The organism is Streptomyces sp. NBC_00846 (genome assembly GCF_045207325.1).
Lineage (GTDB): Bacteria > Actinomycetota > Actinomycetes > Streptomycetales > Streptomycetaceae > Streptomyces.
This window is the reverse complement of the sequence record NZ_CP108847.1, coordinates 30,808-46,944: the sequence shown is the minus strand read 5'-3', so window position 1 is coordinate 46,944 and position 16,137 is coordinate 30,808. Positions and strand designations below refer to the sequence as shown.

The window sequence follows — 16,137 nt, the reverse complement described above, 5'->3', positions numbered from 1 at the left end:
TCCCGTCTTGGCTGGACGCAGAAAAAAACCCCGGCGCTGTCCGCGGGGGCCTGAGCCACTGACAACAACGTTGCGCCACACTGAACATTTCAGAAGGCCCTGTGGGCCCGTACGCTCAGGACGCAGAAGCGACCCCCGGTACTTTCCCTGCCGGGGGTCGCTTCTCTGTGGTGGTCGCGACTGAGGAAGAACCCCCTGGCCACAGGATCACCAGCTCCGTGGAGGTTCGGGGAACTCGCGGGATGTCGCATAGGGGACGACTTCGGGCTCGGGGAACGCACGGCGGGACAGCTCACGCATCGCCTGGTTCTGCCGGTCTACCGCTTCCGCGATGGCCGGGTCCGCCCAGGACGGCGGCGCGACGGCGCGATGGGGCCACTGCATCTCCTGTGTTGATGTGGTGCCGAAGTGGGCCTCCGAGCGATCTGGTCATTCAACTGGGGTACCCCGCGGTTGGTTGCTGTTCAGCCGTGTGCTGGCTTCAGGCTGCGAGCGTCCACGAGCCGCCGCTGCACATCCGACACCAGGTGCTGGAGGCGTCCCGGCCGTATCTCCTCGCTTTTCATCCACTCGTCAAGGCGCGGACGTAGGTACCGCACCATGCCGGATCCGTGGCGGCGCAGTACTGAACGGCTGATCGAAATCTCTTCCTGAACCTCTCTCCGGAGATCATCGGTCCAGCCCTGGCTTCGGTCGTCCTCTCCCAGAGGAGCCTTGAGAGCGGCCACCGCCTCATCGAGGATCGCAAGCAAATCCATAACGTCTCCAAAGTGCCCCAGCGTGTCCTGCGGCGGCCCACGGGTCTGGGCTCGCCAACTATCGCTCAAATCCGCCAACTAGCGGTCAAAGTCGCACCGCCGACAGCGCCCGTCGCCACCTGCGCGGACTTCGGAATCTGTCCGCAGGTGATCCGTGGTCCCCGGAGGCATGAGCGATCACGGACAGCAGCAGCCGGCCCCGCGCCGTGGCAAGGTCCTGGAGGTCCTCGCGCGGGCGGAGCGGAAGGTCTTCACCCGGCCCGCGCCGAAATCCGTAAAGTCTCAGGTGAAAGTCCTCCTCACGCGGGCGAAGGGGTCCACCAAGTCCCTGGCGGAGCGCCTGGGCGTCTCGCGCCGGACGGTGGAGCGCTACCGCGCCGGAGCCATGTTCATCTATACCGACGGGCTCATCGACTGCTGGGGCCTGGTCACCCTCCAGGAGTTCCAGGAGAAGCTCCGCAGTGGCTGGGTGGCCGCCAGCCTCCCGGACGGTGCTGAGGCATCCGAGCACGATCTGGCGGGTTGGAAGTTCCGTGAGCCACGCACCTGGCTCACCCCTGACCTACTGGTCGCCGAAGATCCCGGCGAGCTGCGCGAGGAGCTGATCGAGCAGTACGAGGAGACGGTGCTGACCCCCTACATGGCGGCCGAACGCGGCAGCCTTGATGACGTCATCCTGCCGTCGGAGACCCGGCTGACCGTCCTGCGCGCACTCAAGGCGCTGCGTAACAAGCGTGTGACACTGCCGCCCCGCAAACACAGCAACATCCCGCTGTAGGAAGCGGGACGTCGCTGAGGAAGTGCGTGGAGCCGACTACCGCAGGCTCCACGCGAAGGCCCGTGCGGCCCACGTCATGCACCCGCGGCCGGCACGAGTACCCCCGCCCCCCGCGCACACCAGCCACATGGTCGGCAACTTCACGATGGACGATGCTCAAGGGCACGCTCGGGACGCAGCAGGTGACTGGTGATCGAGCAGCGGGCCCTGTTTGACCTTGACACGGTGACAGGGCCTTCACTGCTTGCCAAGGAGGTGGTCTCGATGACGATCACGAGACAGGACATGGATGCGATACGAGCGCTCCAGGGGCTGGAGGACAGCCGTTCGTCCGTGCGACTGCGGGCGGCTCTGGCGGTCGGCACGACGCCTGACCCGAGCTTCGTCGACAAGCTCATCGAGCGATGCGCGATCGAGCCCGAGTTTTTCGTCCGCGACATGCTGACCTGGGCGCTCACCCGCCACCCGGTGTCCATGACGCTTCCCGAGCTGCTCCGCGAAGTCCGCTCGGAGCATGCGCAGGCACGGAGCCAGGCGCTGCACACGCTGTCCAAGATCGGGGACCGGCAGGCGTGGCCGTCGATCACACGGGCGCTGCTGTCCGACGCCGACGACGAGGTGGCGCGGAGCGCCTGGCGGGCCGCGGTAGTGCTCGTGCCGGAAGGCGAGGCGTCCGCGTTGGCCACGGTGTTGGCGACGCAGCTCGGGCGCGGTGAGCGGGAGACGCAGCTGAGTCTCAGCCGGGCGCTGGTCGCGCTGGGTGAAGTGATTGTGCCGGCTCTGCGTGCTGCGACGACGGCCCCTGACCCGCGCGTGTGCGCGCACGCGCTCGCCACACAACGGCTACTGCGTGAGCCGGACGCCGGATTCGAGTGCGCGATCGAGGAGGCCAAGCGCATCGTGGCCCTCGGCGGGTCCGGTCAGGAGGGACGATAGGACGTGTTGATCGGTGAGGTGGCACGACGGTCCGGGGTCAGTGCCCGCATGCTCAGGCATTACGAGTCGCTCGGCCTGGTGCGGCCTTCGGGCCGTACGGGCTCCGGCTATCGGGAGTACTCCGGGAAGGACCTCCGGCGGATCTTCCATATCGAGAGCCTGCGGTCGCTGGGGCTGTCGCTGCGTGAGATCGGGCGCGCGCTCGAAGATCCCGGCTTCACGCCCTCGGCTCTCGTCGGCGACCTCATCCGTCAGACGCGCGAACGCATCGAGGCGGAGACCGAGCTGCTCACGCGGCTGCGCCGGATCGATGCCACGGACCCCGCCGACTGGGAGGACGTCCTCCAGGTCGTTGCGCTCCTCCAGGCACTGGGGGCGAAGAGCGCCAACGCGCGCCAGCGCGCGGCCCTTTCCTCGGTCGACGAGGTTCCGGTGCCGGTGGAGGCCCTGGTCGAGGCGGCACTGAGCGAGACGGAGCCGAACGTCGCCGGGGCTCTTCGATGGGCGCTGGCGCGATCGGGCGACGGCGGCCCGGCGCTGCTGGCGAAGGGCCTCGGCTCACCGGTGGCCGCGGTGCGGGAACGTGCTGTTCAGTCCCTCGCCGAGATGCCCGGTGATGAGGCTTCCGCGCAGCTGCGGGACGCTCTCGCGAACCCCGACGTCGTGGTCCGCGGGTATGCGGCTTTGGCTCTCGGGACACGTGGAGTGGTCAATGCGGTTCCGACGCTCATCGACATGATCGTGGAGGGAAGGAACGACACCGATGCAGCCGATGCACTGAGCGTGCTGGCGAGTGACAAGGCGACGGCGGGCCAGATCGCGACCGGGCTCGTCGACCGCCTCGCCCACGACACCACCAAAGCGCCTGCACGCGGACGGCTGACCCAGGCGTTGGCGGGCATCCCGGGGACGACGGCCTCACGTGCCCTCGTGGAGCTGTCGCATGACGGGGAGCGTGCCGTTGCGCTGACTGCGACGTACCTTCTCCAGCTACGCGACACACGGTGACGGCTCTCTCTCCTGGGGTGCCGCGTACGCGGACCGACCCCGGAAATGCCCCGGTCAGCAGCGCCCAACCCATCTGGCGGGCCAACCGCAACGCTCAACCGGGCCAACTCGGGCGCTACCGGGGCCGACTGAGCCGCTCAGTTGGCCGATCGCGTGGGTGACTGCACCGCCCGTCGGCCGTCAGTCCTGCGCCTGGCACGCCGGGCCCGTCGCGGCGTGCCAGGCGGGAGACGACTTTGGCGTACACCGTTGTCGCCGCCGCAGAAGCGGTCACCATGACCGCCAGCGCGAGGAGGCCCAGCAGCGCGGGCCACTGGCGCAGCGGGTCGCGGCACAGGATGTCCTCGGACGACGGGCCGACCAGCGGGCCTCGGCACATGGGCCTGTCCCCGGACTCGGGGCCGTAGTCGGCGAGCGTCAGGAAGGCGAACCATCCCCAGATCACCAGGGTCAGGAGCGTCCACGCGATCGACCACGCGCCGAGACGGCGTGCTTGCTGACGCTCCTGTTCGGCCTGCGTTGCTGCGGCGTTTACGGGATCAGGCGGTTGCCGGACCGGCGCGTCGGCGGTCATGTCTCCCCTCTTGGCCCACGGTGAACGGACGGCAGTTCATCACACCGCGCGGGCCCAGTGCGGTATCGCCCCGTCCATCACCGTCCCAGCTACAGCGACTGCGTTGATCAGTAGCGGGTGTACTGCAGTCTCTTGATAGCGGCAGTGCGCCGTACACAATCGATGCGTGGGTACTGATGAAAGCCCCAGCCGGGCTGCTCGGACATGAGAGTGGCGTCCAGCAGAAAACTGGCTGGACGCCACTGCGGTTGGAACAGAGAAGGTCAGCTTTCGTTCCTCGCGTGGAGGAGCGAAGCGAGCTTGTTTCGGTTGTCGGCGGACATGTAGGTGCGCAGTTGCTCGGCGAACCACACGGGGTCGTCCCATGGCAACGACCCAAGGTCGAGGCCTCGTGACTGATGAGGAAGCGGGGTAGAGGGACGCTTGCTGTTGTCCGCGGACAACGCGGGGGGCGTATCCGTCTCTAGGCCCGTCAAGGGTCCGCTTGTGTCATCTGCCGGCGGCCGAGGTGCTGACTTCGCTTCGATTGCGCCTCCGAGCCCGCTGCTGTTGTCCGCGGACAACGTGTGGAGCGTGTCCTGCCCGAGCTCGGACAAGCTGGCGCTTTTGTTGTCCGCGGACAACAACGAGCTGGCAGGGGCATCGTCCTGTGCTGTGGTCTCGCCCGCGAACGTCGAGGGTCCAGATGGCACTGTGTTGTCCGCGGACAACAACGGCCCGAGCTCGGACAAGCTGGCGCCTTTGTTGTCCGCGGACAACAACGAGCCGGTAGGGGCATCGTCCTGTGCTGTGGTCTCGCCCGCGAACGTCGAGGGTCCAGATGGCACTGTGTTGTCCGCGGACAACACGGATAGCGAGTCCGAGCCTGGCGCAGAGTTCTTCGCGGCTTTCAGTATCGCCTTGCGGGTCTCGCGTTCCTCGGCCTCACGCGCCTTGGTGTGCTTCAAGTACGCGATGAGTTCAGCTGCTCCGAGGCCGGAGTGGTCCTTGAGGTGGCGAGCCATGACGCGGCCGTCTCGCTCAGGCATGTCACCAGAGCTCAGCATGCGTTGGATCTCATCCGGAAGGAGAAGAAGTGCCAGCTGGTTGGTGACCCACGATCGGTCCTTGTTGAGTCGCTCAGCGGCGCGCGCCTGGGCTCCCTTTGCGGAGTCGCTGCTGCAGACCGTCACCATCTCCTGCACGCCGCGGGCGCGCTCGACAACGTCGAAGTCCTCCCGCTCAAGGTTCTCTTTGAGGAGGTGGTTGACGAACTCTTCCTTCGAGACGGCGAGGTCGTCGCGCACGACGAAGTCCAAGGCCTCAAGGCCCACGTGGTGAGCGCTTCGGAATCGGCGCTCCCCGTTGACCAGAACGTAGTTTGCTGACCCGATCCGAGACATGTGCTCCGGCCACAGGGCCAGGTATACGTCCCGGCTGACGGCGACGCACGCCGCGAGTTGCGCGGCGCGCAGCTCCTCGCCGAACCGTGTCTTCTCTTCGTCCGTGCCGAAGTTGCGACGCGGGTTGAGCGGCGTGGGCGAGACCTCGTCCAGGTGGAGACGGACAAGCTCGTATGCGGGCACATCTCCCTGGGTCACGGCCTTGGCTCGCCCCCGCGCGCTGCGGCCGCGAGGCACCCCGCCGAACGATGAACCGGTACCCAGTCGGTCGGCAACGCTCATCGGATGATCCTCCGTGCGAGATTCCGCATCACCTCGGCCTGATCGCATTCCGGCGCGTAGGTGAGCAGGGGTTGCTTGAGTCGTACGGCCTCCCGCTGTTCCTTCAGCTCGGGAAGGACGGCTACGACCGGGGGTTCACCGATCTCTTTCCACTGGTCCAGGGACGAGGTCGCGATGTAACCCTTACGACTGTCGTAAAGGTTCACGATGAAGCCGAGCAAGGCGATCTCGATGCTCATGTCCTCGACGAGGTCCAGGATCTGGTCATACAGCATGTCGTAGGCGTCAGCGGAGGAGTCTTCGGCCAGGACGGGGATGTAGATGCCGGAGGTGTCCGGCTCTTCACCCTCCCTGGTGCGTGAGTAGTACAGCGCGGTGTCCATGGTGTAGCCGAGGCTCGGCGGGCAGTCCACGACGATGAAGTCGAATTCCGCCTCCAGCGCTTCCATGGCCTTCTCCAGGGCGGTCTCCTTGATCCGCACGCTCCGGCTCGTGGCGAGCTTGGCGTCGAGGAGGAAAGCGTCCTTGCATGCCGGCAGCAGGAAGAGCCGGCCGCCGAAGCTGCCTTCCTCTATCGGGACGAGCAAGTTGCGCAGTTCGCCCTTCCCCTCCCCCAGCATGAACTTGGCAAGACTCGGGTCGTCGATGTCCAGCATCGGGTAGCCGAGTTGACGCGTCAGGTGGCCTTGGGGATCGAAGTCGACCAGGAGTACCCGCTGCCCTGCCTCGGCAAGGGCTTGCGCGGTCCCGGCTGAGGTGGAGGTCTTGCCCACGCCGCCCTTCTGGTTACCGAAGATGATGCGGCGGGCTCCGGTGGAGCGGGGCACGCGGCGAGGAGAGGGATGCGCGTCCAGCCACAGCCGGATCGACTGCGCGATCCCCTGGTTGAACGGGATGCCACGGTCCTTGCAGTCCGTCTTGAACTGCCCGTACAAACCTGTGGGCAGGTACGTGGAGAACGAACTGCCTCCCGATGTGTCGACAAGGGGCCGGGGAGTTGTCTCGGAGCGCCAGGCGTGGACGCCTTCAGTGACAGCATCCTTGATGTCCACGCCCAACTCGGCAGCGCGAACCTTGAGTTCCTGCCGTAGCGCGGCTGGTAGCTTGGCGACTACCTTTTCCCGATCTTCGGGATCGTATGGGGCGGTCATGTGGTTACCTTACTCACCAGCGAGCGTTGGGGTGTGCAAGCGGTGCGTGTCGTTGCGCGGCAACGATTCCGAACCAATGCGTCTCGTACCCTATGGGGCGCAATGGGGATAAAGCCTTCCCCCCTTGAGGGCCGTCCTGCCATCGTCGCGGAATGACCGCCCCGGTCGGGTTCGGGAGGAACACGTCCGTCGTCGACCTCCGCGAGATGCGATCGAGATTCCGTACCCGAGGTTGAGGGGCATGAGAGTGTGAAGATCATTCAGAAGCCATTGCAGGACATCGGACCAGAGCAACGGGGAGGGGAACGCGGGTGGCCGCGATGCAGCTGACACGCACCCACCGAATACTCATCGGGCTCGTGGTCGCCGGTGCGGTGCTCATCGCCGCGATCGGTTTCGCGGGCTCGTACGCGGCGGTGCGCGAGCTCGCGCTGCAGAAGGGCTTCGGGAACTTCTCGCTGGTCTTCCCGATCGGCATCGACGCGGGCATCTGTGTCCTGCTCGCCCTGGACCTGCTGCTGACCTGGATGCGCATCCCCTTCCCGCTGCTGCGCCAGACGGCCTGGCTGCTGACCGCAGCGACGATCGCCTTCAACGGCGCCGCAGCCTGGCCCGACCCGCTCGGCGTCGGCATGCACGCGGTCATCCCCGTGCTGTTCGTCGTCTCCGTCGAGGCCGCCCGGCACGCCGTGGGCCGGATCGCCGACATCACCGCCGACAAACACATGGAAGGCGTACGGCTCACCCGCTGGCTGCTCTCCCCCGTACCGACATTCAAGCTCTGGCGGCGCATGAAACTCTGGGAACTCCGGTCCTACGAACAGGTCATCAAACTCGAACAGGACCGGCTCATCTACCAGGCCCGCCTCCAAGCCCGCTTCGGCCGCAACTGGCGCCGCAAAGCACCCATCGAATCCCTGATGCCACTACGCCTGGCAAAGTACGGCGTCCCACTGGCCGACACCGGTCCGACCGGCCTCGCCGCCGCAGGCATCGAACCGGCCCTGCTACCCCCCGCCCCCACCCAGGCAGTCGTCGAAGCGGTCCATCCTCAGGTCGAGCTGGTGGGTGAGCACCAGCGTGCTCTGGACGGCGGCGAGATGGGGGCAGCTGGTGCACCTCATGCGGAGCCGACGCCCTCGCCTGAGTCCGCTGGTGCCGCACCCTTCGTAGCGGACGAGCCCGTTCTCCCTGATATCGACTACAGCGAGGCCGTCCAGGGATACCTGACCCAGTTCGGAGAACTGCCGAACGCCAGGCAGTTCGGACTGTTCCTAGCCCAGTACAGCGTCGTCGATCCCGTCACTGGCGGCGTGCTTACGGAGGGACAGCTCCGGCCCATCCTGCAGGACTTCAAGATGCAGGCTCCGCAGACGCCCGTGTCGGCGGATGAGCAAGAGGAGCCGGCCAAGGACATCGCGCTGAATGCCGTCAGGGACGAAAAAATCGGTGGCCGAGGCGCAGGTGCTGACGCTTCGGCGGGCCGCCGATCCTTCGCCTCGACAACCTTGGCCGAGCCGCCTGCTGCTTCGCAGCCCGACGCCATCGACCCGGTCCCGGTGCTGACCGCCTCGGTGGCGGGCGACCTCGGTACCGGCGGGAGAGTGCCGCAGCAGACCACTCTCAATGTCCCCTCGGCAAGGACGGCGGAAGCTCCCGTCAGTGAGCCGGCCGCATGGGAGGTCACGGTCACCGACACCGGAGCGGCCGCCGCGCGGGTGCCCGAGCAACAGACCGACGAGCCGGACGTGGCCCCGGTGCAGCAACAGATCGTGACCGTCGCCGAGTGGCTGGCCGAGGCCGAGGAAGCGGGGCAGAAGCTCTCCGGTGCCGAAGTGGCCCGCCGTCTCGGGCTGTCCCCGAAGACCGGCCAGCGGCGTGTGAACGCCGCTGCCGAATACCTCGAAGGGCAACGTCGGCAGCAGGGCCGGGCGCACCTCCGGTCGGTCAGCCACTGACCGACTCGCCTTCCACGCGTGGCCGACGACCGTGCCCGGTCGTCGGCCACCATCATGTCCGCCCCCGTCGGCCGGTGACCGATCCCCCGGTGACCGGTCATCGGTGACCGACCGGCCGACGGGCCTGGTGACCGATCCCGCCGATCGTGACCGATGACCGATCCGCGCCTCATCGGCTGGTCGGTCATGACCGACCAGCCGCACATCGGTCACCCCTCACCATGACCGGCCGCAGAGCTCGCGGATGGTTCCCGCTCGTCCAAGATGCGACACGAGCAGGGCAGCCGCTCTGGCAGCCAGACAGATGATCTTTCGCATACACCGCCAACGTCCCCCAGACATGGAGGTGAGGAGAAGCCCCGACTGGCCACTCGGACGTGTGTGGGCACGGCATCGTCTGACACACGTGCCCAGTCGGCAGTCCACGTCGGGCGCGGATCCGGCAGCGGGGGCGTGCGCGGTCAGGGAGCTGCCGCGGGCAGCACGGAGGCGGGCAGCACGGAGGCGGGGCGGATCGTCAGCCAGACCAGCGCCCGCCGCGCCGGCAAGCTGCCCTCGCCAGGAGGCGAGTAAGGGGGCGATGAACCGGATCACGCTGTGCCCCGCGTAGTAGCGGCACACGGGCTTGTCCAGGTCGAGGAGCCCAGGAGTCGGGGCGGCGGGCGCCGCCCCGACTCCTGGGCGGGCCGTTTTCGGGCGGGACTGAGCGAAGGCCCTGGTGGAATCCCGCCACAGGCACGGCCTCACGCGTACGACGACGTCCATGCCTGGTAGCGGCTTGTCACCGCGGCCCTCGTCGCCGCCACAGACCTGGGCTCCGGCGGCGTCCAGACCGGCGTTGTCAACCTGGACGCCGTTTCTCGGTGCCTCCGATGACCGACCCGCCGAAGGCGGTACACCAGTTCCCCGCAAGCCACGAAGCTACTCCCCGCACTCCCCCGCCCCAGGCGAAGACGGTCCGCGGAGTAGCGCCCTGCGGGAAGAGCATCTCGCCTGCCTCACCCCGGCGGCATCGTTTTCACTGCGCTGAGAAACAGGGCCTGCCTTCCCGGGCTCCCGTCTCCACGCTTCAGAGCTGTCTGTGCGGGGATCGGTCTCGTTGAGTCCCTGGTTCAGTCCCTGGTTCAGTCCCTCGACAAAAGCGCAGCTCAGAGGGATCTGCTCTGTGTAAGCAGGGGACTGAAGGGACTGAAGGGACCGAAAATCCTTGTTCCAGTCATCACGGGTGCGCGTATATGCGGACGCGTGAGACAGAGGTCTTCCATCGTGAGCAGTTCATAACTGCAACTTTCAGTCCCTTCAGTCCCTCAGTCGAGCCTCAAAACGCCTGTGACCTGCGGTTTTTCGTGAGGGACTGAACAGGGACCAAGATGTGTCCGAAACCTTCAGTCCCTGTCAGTCCCCCGCCCCCGCCCCCGCCAGGACACGACACGCCCGGCTGGCCGACCTGATCAGCTGCTTTGTCCAAGGAGTAGGCACTCCAAAACTTCCCAGGTGGCGAAGGGACTGAAGGGACCCAAGTTGGGAAACGGTCCCAGCCCAGCCCGGGCGGCTGATGTAGGCTCTGACCTCATTGGAAAACTCGGTCCCTTCGGTCCCTCGCCTGGCAGTAGCAATGCTGTTGACCTGGTCTTTTACCTGAGGGACTGAAACGGGCTACTGGCCCCTCGGCAAGGACGATCAGCGTGCCGCGTCACAGCGAGACCAGCGTTCCCCGCTCCTCAGGAACTGCGAGTCCCTACGACGTTGCCTGCTGGTGCGCCGGAAACGGCTGGCCAGTGCACCCACTGGCCCCGGGCCGCAAGACCCCGGCCGCCAACTGCCCGACGTGCCGTAACGAGCCTCACCGCCCTCAGGACTGTCCCTGCCGATCTGCAGGCCGGTGGTGCCACGGCTTTCACGCAGCGACCACGAACCTTGCTCTCCTGGACGCCTGGTGGGGCAGGCACCCCACGCTCGGAGTCGGAGTCTCCTGCGGCCCCGCAGGCCTTGTCGTCCTCGACATCGACGCTCACAGCGCTGAATTCCCCGACAGGAACCGGCTCCTGCCAGGCATCCCGATCCACGAGAGCGTCAACCTGGCAGGCCTTGCCTCTGGGTTCGACACCCTCGCTCTGCTGGCTGCGCTCCGCAGCCAGCAGAGCCCAGCAGACGACGACTCCACCCTGCGCGTGCGAACTCCGTCAGGCGGTTTGCACGTCTGGTACCGGACCCCCCCTGAAGGCCCGCGCTACCGCTCCTCGGTGGGCTCCAGCCCAAAAGTCGCCCTCGCTTGGCAAGTCGATGTCCGGTCCACTGGCGGCTACATCGTGGCCCCCTCCACCCGCACCTCCGCCGGCACATACAGCCCGGTCGGCGCAGCCCGGCTCCCCGCAATGCTGCCCGACTGGCTCGCCACCGAACTCCAGCGCACAGGCCACCCGGTCGACAATGAACCTGCCCCGGTTCCGCCACCACGCTCCGGCGCCCTTCGACCAGCCCATCAGCGTGCCAACCGGCTCCTGGAACCGCTGCTCGACCAGGTGAAGGACTGCGCTGCCGCCACTGAGGGCACCGCCTTCACCGAGAAACTCAACCGCGCCGCCTACACCGCCGGCGGCCTGATCGCCTCCGGTCACCTCACCGAAAGCCAGGCACGCGACCTGCTGACCGCGGCCGCCAATGCCGCTCGTCCGCATCGCGGACGTCACAGCCTCGCCGTCATCACTTCTGCCCTGGCCGCCGGCGCGAGCCGGCCGCTCCATTTCAAAGGACGCCCATGAGCAGCGCCGACAGCCCACGCTTCGACGCCACTGCTGCAGCGCAGCAGATGCTCGATCTCGAAGTCCAGGCGGCACACCCCAGCCTGCCCGCCCAACAGAGAACCGCCACCGCGGCCGTCTACGAGCCACCAACGCAGTCGGGCCAGCTTCCTGGACTGCTCACCGACCGCGGAAACGCCAAACTGTTCGCGGTGATGTTCGGCGACCAGTTCCGCCACGTCGAAGGCCTTGGCTGGTACCACTGGGACCAGTACCGCTGGAAGCGCACCGGAGGCGAGAAGGCCGCAGTATGGGCGGCAGGTGATCTGGCCGAGCAGATGCCCGCCACCGACCCGACCGGCCAGTTCACCGACCGCGACCTCGCTTCCCACCGCCGACGCTCCATGTCGACCCCGGGCATCAAGGCCATGCTCACCCAGGCCAAAGCCTCCCCGGCACTCGCTCTGGACCCCGACGTTCTGGACGGTGACCCTTACGCCCTGTGCACCCCGGCCGGCGTCGTCGACCTCCACACCGGCCATCTCCACAAGCCCGACCCCGAAGCCGACATGCACTCCCGGGCCACCAGCGTCGCCCCCGAGACGATGCCCACCCCTCGCTGGCACCGCTTCCTCCACGACACCTTCGGCGTCGACGCCAAGGGCGAGGAGACCATCCACTTTCTCCACCTGCTCCTCGGCTACTCCGTCACAGGCGACGTCGGCGCCCAGGTCCTGCCCTTCCTCTACGGCACCGGCGCCAACGGCAAGTCCGTCCTGCTTGATGTCATGACCCAGATCCTCGGCGACTACGCCCAGGCTGCCCCGCCCGGTTTCCTCATGGAGAAGGGCAAGTTCTCCGAGCACTCCACCGAACTCACCGAACTCCACGGCCGGCGCATCGTCGTGTGCTCCGAACTGAAGCCCAACGACAAGTTCGACGAGTCCCGGGTCAAGCTCCTGACCGGCGGCGACCGCATCATGGCCCGCCGCATGCGCCAGGACTTCTTCAGCTTCAACCCCACCCACAAACTCTGGCTGCTCGGCAACCACCGTCCTGAAGTCGGTACCGGCGGCCACGCCTTCTGGCGCCGGATCCGCCTGATCCCCTTCGAACGCGTCGTCCCCGCCGCCCGCAAGATCGACAACCTGGCCAAGGAACTCGTCCAGAGCGAAGGCCCCGGCATCCTGCAGTGGCTCATCGAAGGCGCCCAGCTCTACCTCGACACCCGCGACCCTCTCACTGGACCCGCGACCGTCCGCACCGCCACCGAGGCCTACGCCACCACTGAAGACCACATCGGCCGCTTCCTCACCGAATGCTGCACCACCGACAATGGCGACCGCGCCGCCGAACGCACGCCGGGCGACCTCCGCGTTGAACAGGGCCTGCTGTATGCCACCTACAGCAGCTGGTGCAGCGCCGGCGAAGGCATCCGCCCCGCCACCGCCCGCGCCTTCGCCACCCGCGTACGCCAGGAACTCTCCCTCGCCTCACCCGCCGACATGATGAAGTCGAGCGGCAAGAAGTACTACCCCGGCCTCGGACTTCTCACCGACGACGAACCCCAGGCCGACCATGCCTGACCAGAGCGCCCGACACACACCCGCCAACCCGGCTTACCATGGACACGGTGCCCCGGCCAAGGATCGTGCTCACCACATCCACCTCGGCCCGCAACTGGCCGTCGACAACGAAAAGGGGCTGCAGCCATGAGCTCGCTGCTGAACGAGAGCGATCTCCGTCACGAGAACGCCGTGGTGTGGCTGGAGAACCCCGACGACCTCGACTACGTACGCCAGGCCCTCGACAAGACCGCCCGCCGCCGCGGCAAGCCCCGCTACGAACGCGACGGCCGCATGGTCGGCTACACCGAACTCGACGCCCACGCAGAAGCCGACCCCGACAGCGGCCTTCAGCTCCGCCGCGTCTTCTTCCTCCTCCCGCACGACCGCGACGCCAACCCCGACGGGCCCTACCACGAAGGCGCCCCGGGCGAAGCCGTCGATCCCCGCACCATCGAACCCAAGCGCGTGGGCGATAAAACCCCCCGCTCCCAAGGCGGCCCCGCCGCAGCGATATCAGCCACCAGCACCTGAGCCTTAGCCAAGGCTGGCCAGGGGGGTGGACAGAAACGCCAGGGGCCACAGTCTGCTTGATCTTCTGGCTCCGGGTAAGTTGCCTTACCTGGAGCCAGAACCGTGCGAGGGAGCCGCCCGTGGAAACCGTGCCCACCACCGTGGAGACCGCCGTCTCCGCCGTCGTGCCGGCGAGCCGGACGGGCGGGCCGCGGGCCAACGAGATCCTGAAGGCCGCGGCAAGTTTCTTCGCGGCCGAGCTCGACCGGCCACACACACGCTCGTAGCGTTCATCGACGAGCACCGGGACCGCTTCGGCGGCGTCGAGCCGATCTGCAGGACGCTCACCGAGCACGACTGCAAGATTGCCCCTTCCACGTACTACGCCCACAAGAAACGCCTCGAGACTCCTTCCGCCCGTTCCCTGCGCGATGAGGAACTCAAGGAGCGGATCCAGGAGGTCTACACGTCCAACTACCGTGTCTACGGTGCCCGGAAGATCTGGCGCGAGCTGAACCGGCAGGGGCATGCCGTGGCTCGCTGCACTGTCGAGCGCCTCATGCGCGAGATCGGTATCACCGGCGCCGTCCGCGGCAGGAAGGTGATCACGACGATCGCCGATCCGGCCGCCGAGCGGGCCCCGGACCTCCTCGACCGCGACTTCGTCGCCAGTGCCCCCAACCGCTGCTGGGTCGCCGACTTCACGCACGTCGCCACCTGGAACGGGGTCGTCTACGTCGCCTTCGTCGTGGACACCTTCTCCCGGCGCATCGTCGGCTGGTCCGCCTCCACCTCCAAGGAGACCAGGCTCGTCCTGGACGCCCTGGAGATGGCGCTGTGGCAGCGCGACCGGGACGGATTCCCGCACTCACAAGGCGAGTTGATACATCACTCGGACGCGGGCTCGCAGCCCGGACTCAATCGGTTGTCGCAACACCGGCTTCTTGAGTCAAGAGTAGGTGTTCGTTGAGGGCTTCAGCGGGTGTCTTCCATCCGAGGGTTTTGCGGGGGCGGCTGTTGAGGGCGAGTGCAACGGCTGCGAGGTCGTCTGTCTGCCATCGGGACAGGTCCGTGCCCTTCGGAAAGTACTGCCGCAGCAACCCATTCGTATTCTCGTTCGTGCCGCGTTGCCACGGGCTGTGCGGGTCCGCGAAGTAAAAGCTTCAACACGCTGAACTTGACAGGGGCACGATCTGTCAACAGGACTCGGTGTCCAGGGAACAAAGAGTGCTCACCTGCTGGCGGCTACCAGGCACCGAGTCTGCCGGTTGGAGCCTCGGTAGGTCTTATTAGGGAATGGCCGGCACAAGGGCCTATCACTCGGCGGGCGGCTCAAGCCAAGGCCGGTCCGAGTGCCTGGTGACGCCCGAACGAACTGCCGAGCTCTTCCGGGCGCCGGTCTCACCCCGGTGATCCTCGACCGGTGCGCCCCGTTCTGCGTCCGTGCCCCACAAGGGAGTTACTCCCTTGTCGGGCTGGTGCGGACGATGCTGGTGAGGAAGCATGGGCATGCGCGGTACGAGTGCCGTCCGCGCAACCGATGTGTGACACGAAGAGGGCCGATGACTGACGAGCAAGGCATCCGGACGCCGGTGGACGGAATCGAAACGGGCACGCCGCATTCGGCGCGGGTGTGGAATTACTGGCTGGGTGGCAAGGACAACTACGAGGTGGACCGTCGGCTCGGGGCTACGATGGAGGAGCTGTACCCGCAGATCATCGAGATAGCGCGCGCCTCGCGGGCATTCCAGGCGCGAGCGGTGCGCTTTCTGGCCGGTGAGGCCGGGGTGCGCCAGTTCCTGGATCTCGGCACAGGTCTGCCGACCGCGAACGCGACGCACGAGGTCGCCCAGGACGTCGAGCCGACAGCACGCATCGTGTATGTGGACAACGACCCGATCGTCCTGGCTCACGCGCGTGCCCTGCTGACCAGCCGGCCTGAAGGGGCGACGGACTATGTGCACGCGGACCTGACGGACGCGAAGACAGTGTTGCGCGAGGCCGCCCGGACGCTGGACCTCGACCGGCCGGTGGCCGTAATGGTGCTCTCGACGCTGGGACACGTCGCCGACTCGGGCGAGGCCGCGGCGCTGCTCCGCAGCTACTTGGACGCGCTGCCCGCGGGCAGCTACTTGATGCTGTGCGACACCATCGAGACTCCGGAGACGCAGGCCGGGTCCGACGAGTACGCCAGTGGCGGCGCCATGCCGTACATCTCGCGTCCCAGGGAGGTCATGGGGACCTTCGCGGACGGACTCGAGCTGGTGGAGCCGGGCTTCGGCTCGATCAGCCTGTGGCGCCCTGAAGAGCCTGTCGTCGGCGAACCGGTCGACCAGTGGGGATTCGTGGCCGCCAAGCGGTAGCTGCCTCCGTTCCGCCGAGGCCGTGCGCAGCCAGCAAGGCCCCTGCCCCCTCGCCGCGGCGGCCTCCCGGACGTCCGCCTCCCTGTGCTGACGTTGCCCGGCAAGAAGGCCGACGCGGTACCGGCCGC

Annotated in this window: 15 protein-coding genes and 1 pseudogene; 10 read left to right on the top strand and 6 right to left on the bottom strand. The window is 67.2% G+C overall.

All coding sequences use genetic code 11. The features are described 5' to 3' along the window. Positions 1 to 207 precede the first annotated feature (207 nt). Entirely contained in the window at positions 208 to 384 is a 177-nt protein-coding gene (locus tag OG936_RS38275; RefSeq protein ID WP_331755435.1) for a hypothetical protein, read from the bottom strand. 80 nt (positions 385 to 464) lie between these two features. Beyond that, complete coding sequence (locus tag OG936_RS38270) at positions 465 to 758, bottom strand: hypothetical protein (protein WP_331755227.1); 294 nt, start codon at positions 756 to 758, stop codon at positions 465 to 467. Between the two features lie 169 nt (positions 759 to 927). Between OG936_RS38270 and OG936_RS38265 the strand changes: the two genes are divergently transcribed. The 3 genes from OG936_RS38265 to OG936_RS38255 all read left to right on the top strand — a co-directional run bounded on the left by OG936_RS38265 (position 928) and on the right by OG936_RS38255 (position 3,480). Continuing rightward, entirely contained in the window at positions 928 to 1,536 is a 609-nt protein-coding gene (locus OG936_RS38265; RefSeq protein WP_331755226.1) for a carboxyl transferase domain-containing protein, read from the top strand. A gap of 264 nt (positions 1,537 to 1,800) precedes the next feature. After that, positions 1,801 to 2,472, top strand: coding sequence for a HEAT repeat domain-containing protein (locus tag OG936_RS38260; protein ID WP_331755225.1), 672 nt, complete (start codon positions 1,801 to 1,803; stop codon positions 2,470 to 2,472). A gap of 3 nt (positions 2,473 to 2,475) precedes the next feature. Continuing rightward, complete coding sequence (locus OG936_RS38255; RefSeq protein WP_331755224.1) at positions 2,476 to 3,480, top strand: MerR family transcriptional regulator; 1,005 nt, start codon at positions 2,476 to 2,478, stop codon at positions 3,478 to 3,480. Positions 3,481 to 3,595: 115 nt separating this feature from the next. On the opposite strand, the gene OG936_RS38250 is transcribed toward OG936_RS38255, so the two are convergent. The 3 genes from OG936_RS38250 to OG936_RS38240 all read right to left on the bottom strand — a co-directional run bounded on the left by OG936_RS38250 (position 3,596) and on the right by OG936_RS38240 (position 6,869). Then, entirely contained in the window at positions 3,596 to 4,054 is a 459-nt protein-coding gene (locus OG936_RS38250) for a hypothetical protein (RefSeq protein ID WP_331755223.1), read from the bottom strand. Between the two features lie 263 nt (positions 4,055 to 4,317). Further along, a complete protein-coding gene (locus tag OG936_RS38245) occupies positions 4,318 to 5,718 on the bottom strand; it encodes a ParB/RepB/Spo0J family partition protein (RefSeq protein WP_406500819.1) in 1,401 nt (466 codons plus the stop codon). Then, positions 5,715 to 6,869, bottom strand: coding sequence for a ParA family protein (locus OG936_RS38240; protein ID WP_331755221.1), 1,155 nt, complete (start codon positions 6,867 to 6,869; stop codon positions 5,715 to 5,717). The genes OG936_RS38245 and OG936_RS38240 overlap by 4 nt, the downstream gene beginning before the upstream one ends. 311 nt (positions 6,870 to 7,180) lie before the next feature. Between OG936_RS38240 and OG936_RS38235 the strand changes: the two genes are divergently transcribed. From OG936_RS38235 to OG936_RS38210, 6 genes are all read left to right on the top strand, one after another. Next, a complete protein-coding gene (locus tag OG936_RS38235) occupies positions 7,181 to 8,827 on the top strand; it encodes a DUF2637 domain-containing protein (protein ID WP_331755220.1) in 1,647 nt (548 codons plus the stop codon). A gap of 1,685 nt (positions 8,828 to 10,512) precedes the next feature. Then, complete coding sequence (locus OG936_RS38230; RefSeq protein WP_331755219.1) at positions 10,513 to 11,589, top strand: bifunctional DNA primase/polymerase; 1,077 nt, start codon at positions 10,513 to 10,515, stop codon at positions 11,587 to 11,589. Next, positions 11,586 to 13,154, top strand: a complete 1,569-nt coding sequence (locus OG936_RS38225; protein WP_331755218.1) for a phage/plasmid primase, P4 family — start codon at positions 11,586 to 11,588, stop codon at positions 13,152 to 13,154. Before OG936_RS38230 ends, OG936_RS38225 begins: the two co-directional genes overlap by 4 nt. Positions 13,155 to 13,280: 126 nt before the next feature. Then, positions 13,281 to 13,667, top strand: coding sequence for a DUF6009 family protein (locus tag OG936_RS38220; protein ID WP_331755217.1), 387 nt, complete (start codon positions 13,281 to 13,283; stop codon positions 13,665 to 13,667). 119 nt (positions 13,668 to 13,786) lie between these two features. Further along, a complete protein-coding gene (locus OG936_RS38215) occupies positions 13,787 to 13,933 on the top strand; it encodes a hypothetical protein (RefSeq protein WP_406500897.1) in 147 nt (48 codons plus the stop codon). 5 nt (positions 13,934 to 13,938) lie between these two features. Beyond that, positions 13,939 to 14,616: an IS3 family transposase gene (locus OG936_RS38210; protein WP_406500882.1), complete on the top strand. Its 678-nt coding sequence runs from the start codon at positions 13,939 to 13,941 to the stop codon at positions 14,614 to 14,616. On the opposite strand, the pseudogene OG936_RS38205 reads toward OG936_RS38210, so the two are convergent. After that, a pseudogene (locus OG936_RS38205) lies at positions 14,564 to 14,803 on the bottom strand (IS30 family transposase); the annotation flags it as partial. The gene OG936_RS38210 and the pseudogene OG936_RS38205 sit on opposite strands and share 53 nt — an antisense overlap. 405 nt (positions 14,804 to 15,208) lie before the next feature. Here OG936_RS38205 and OG936_RS38200 point away from each other — a divergent pair. Beyond that, positions 15,209 to 16,009 (top strand): SAM-dependent methyltransferase, encoded by an 801-nt coding sequence (locus tag OG936_RS38200; protein ID WP_266993504.1) that lies wholly within the window; start codon positions 15,209 to 15,211, stop codon positions 16,007 to 16,009. The last annotated feature ends 128 nt before the right edge of the window (positions 16,010 to 16,137 follow it).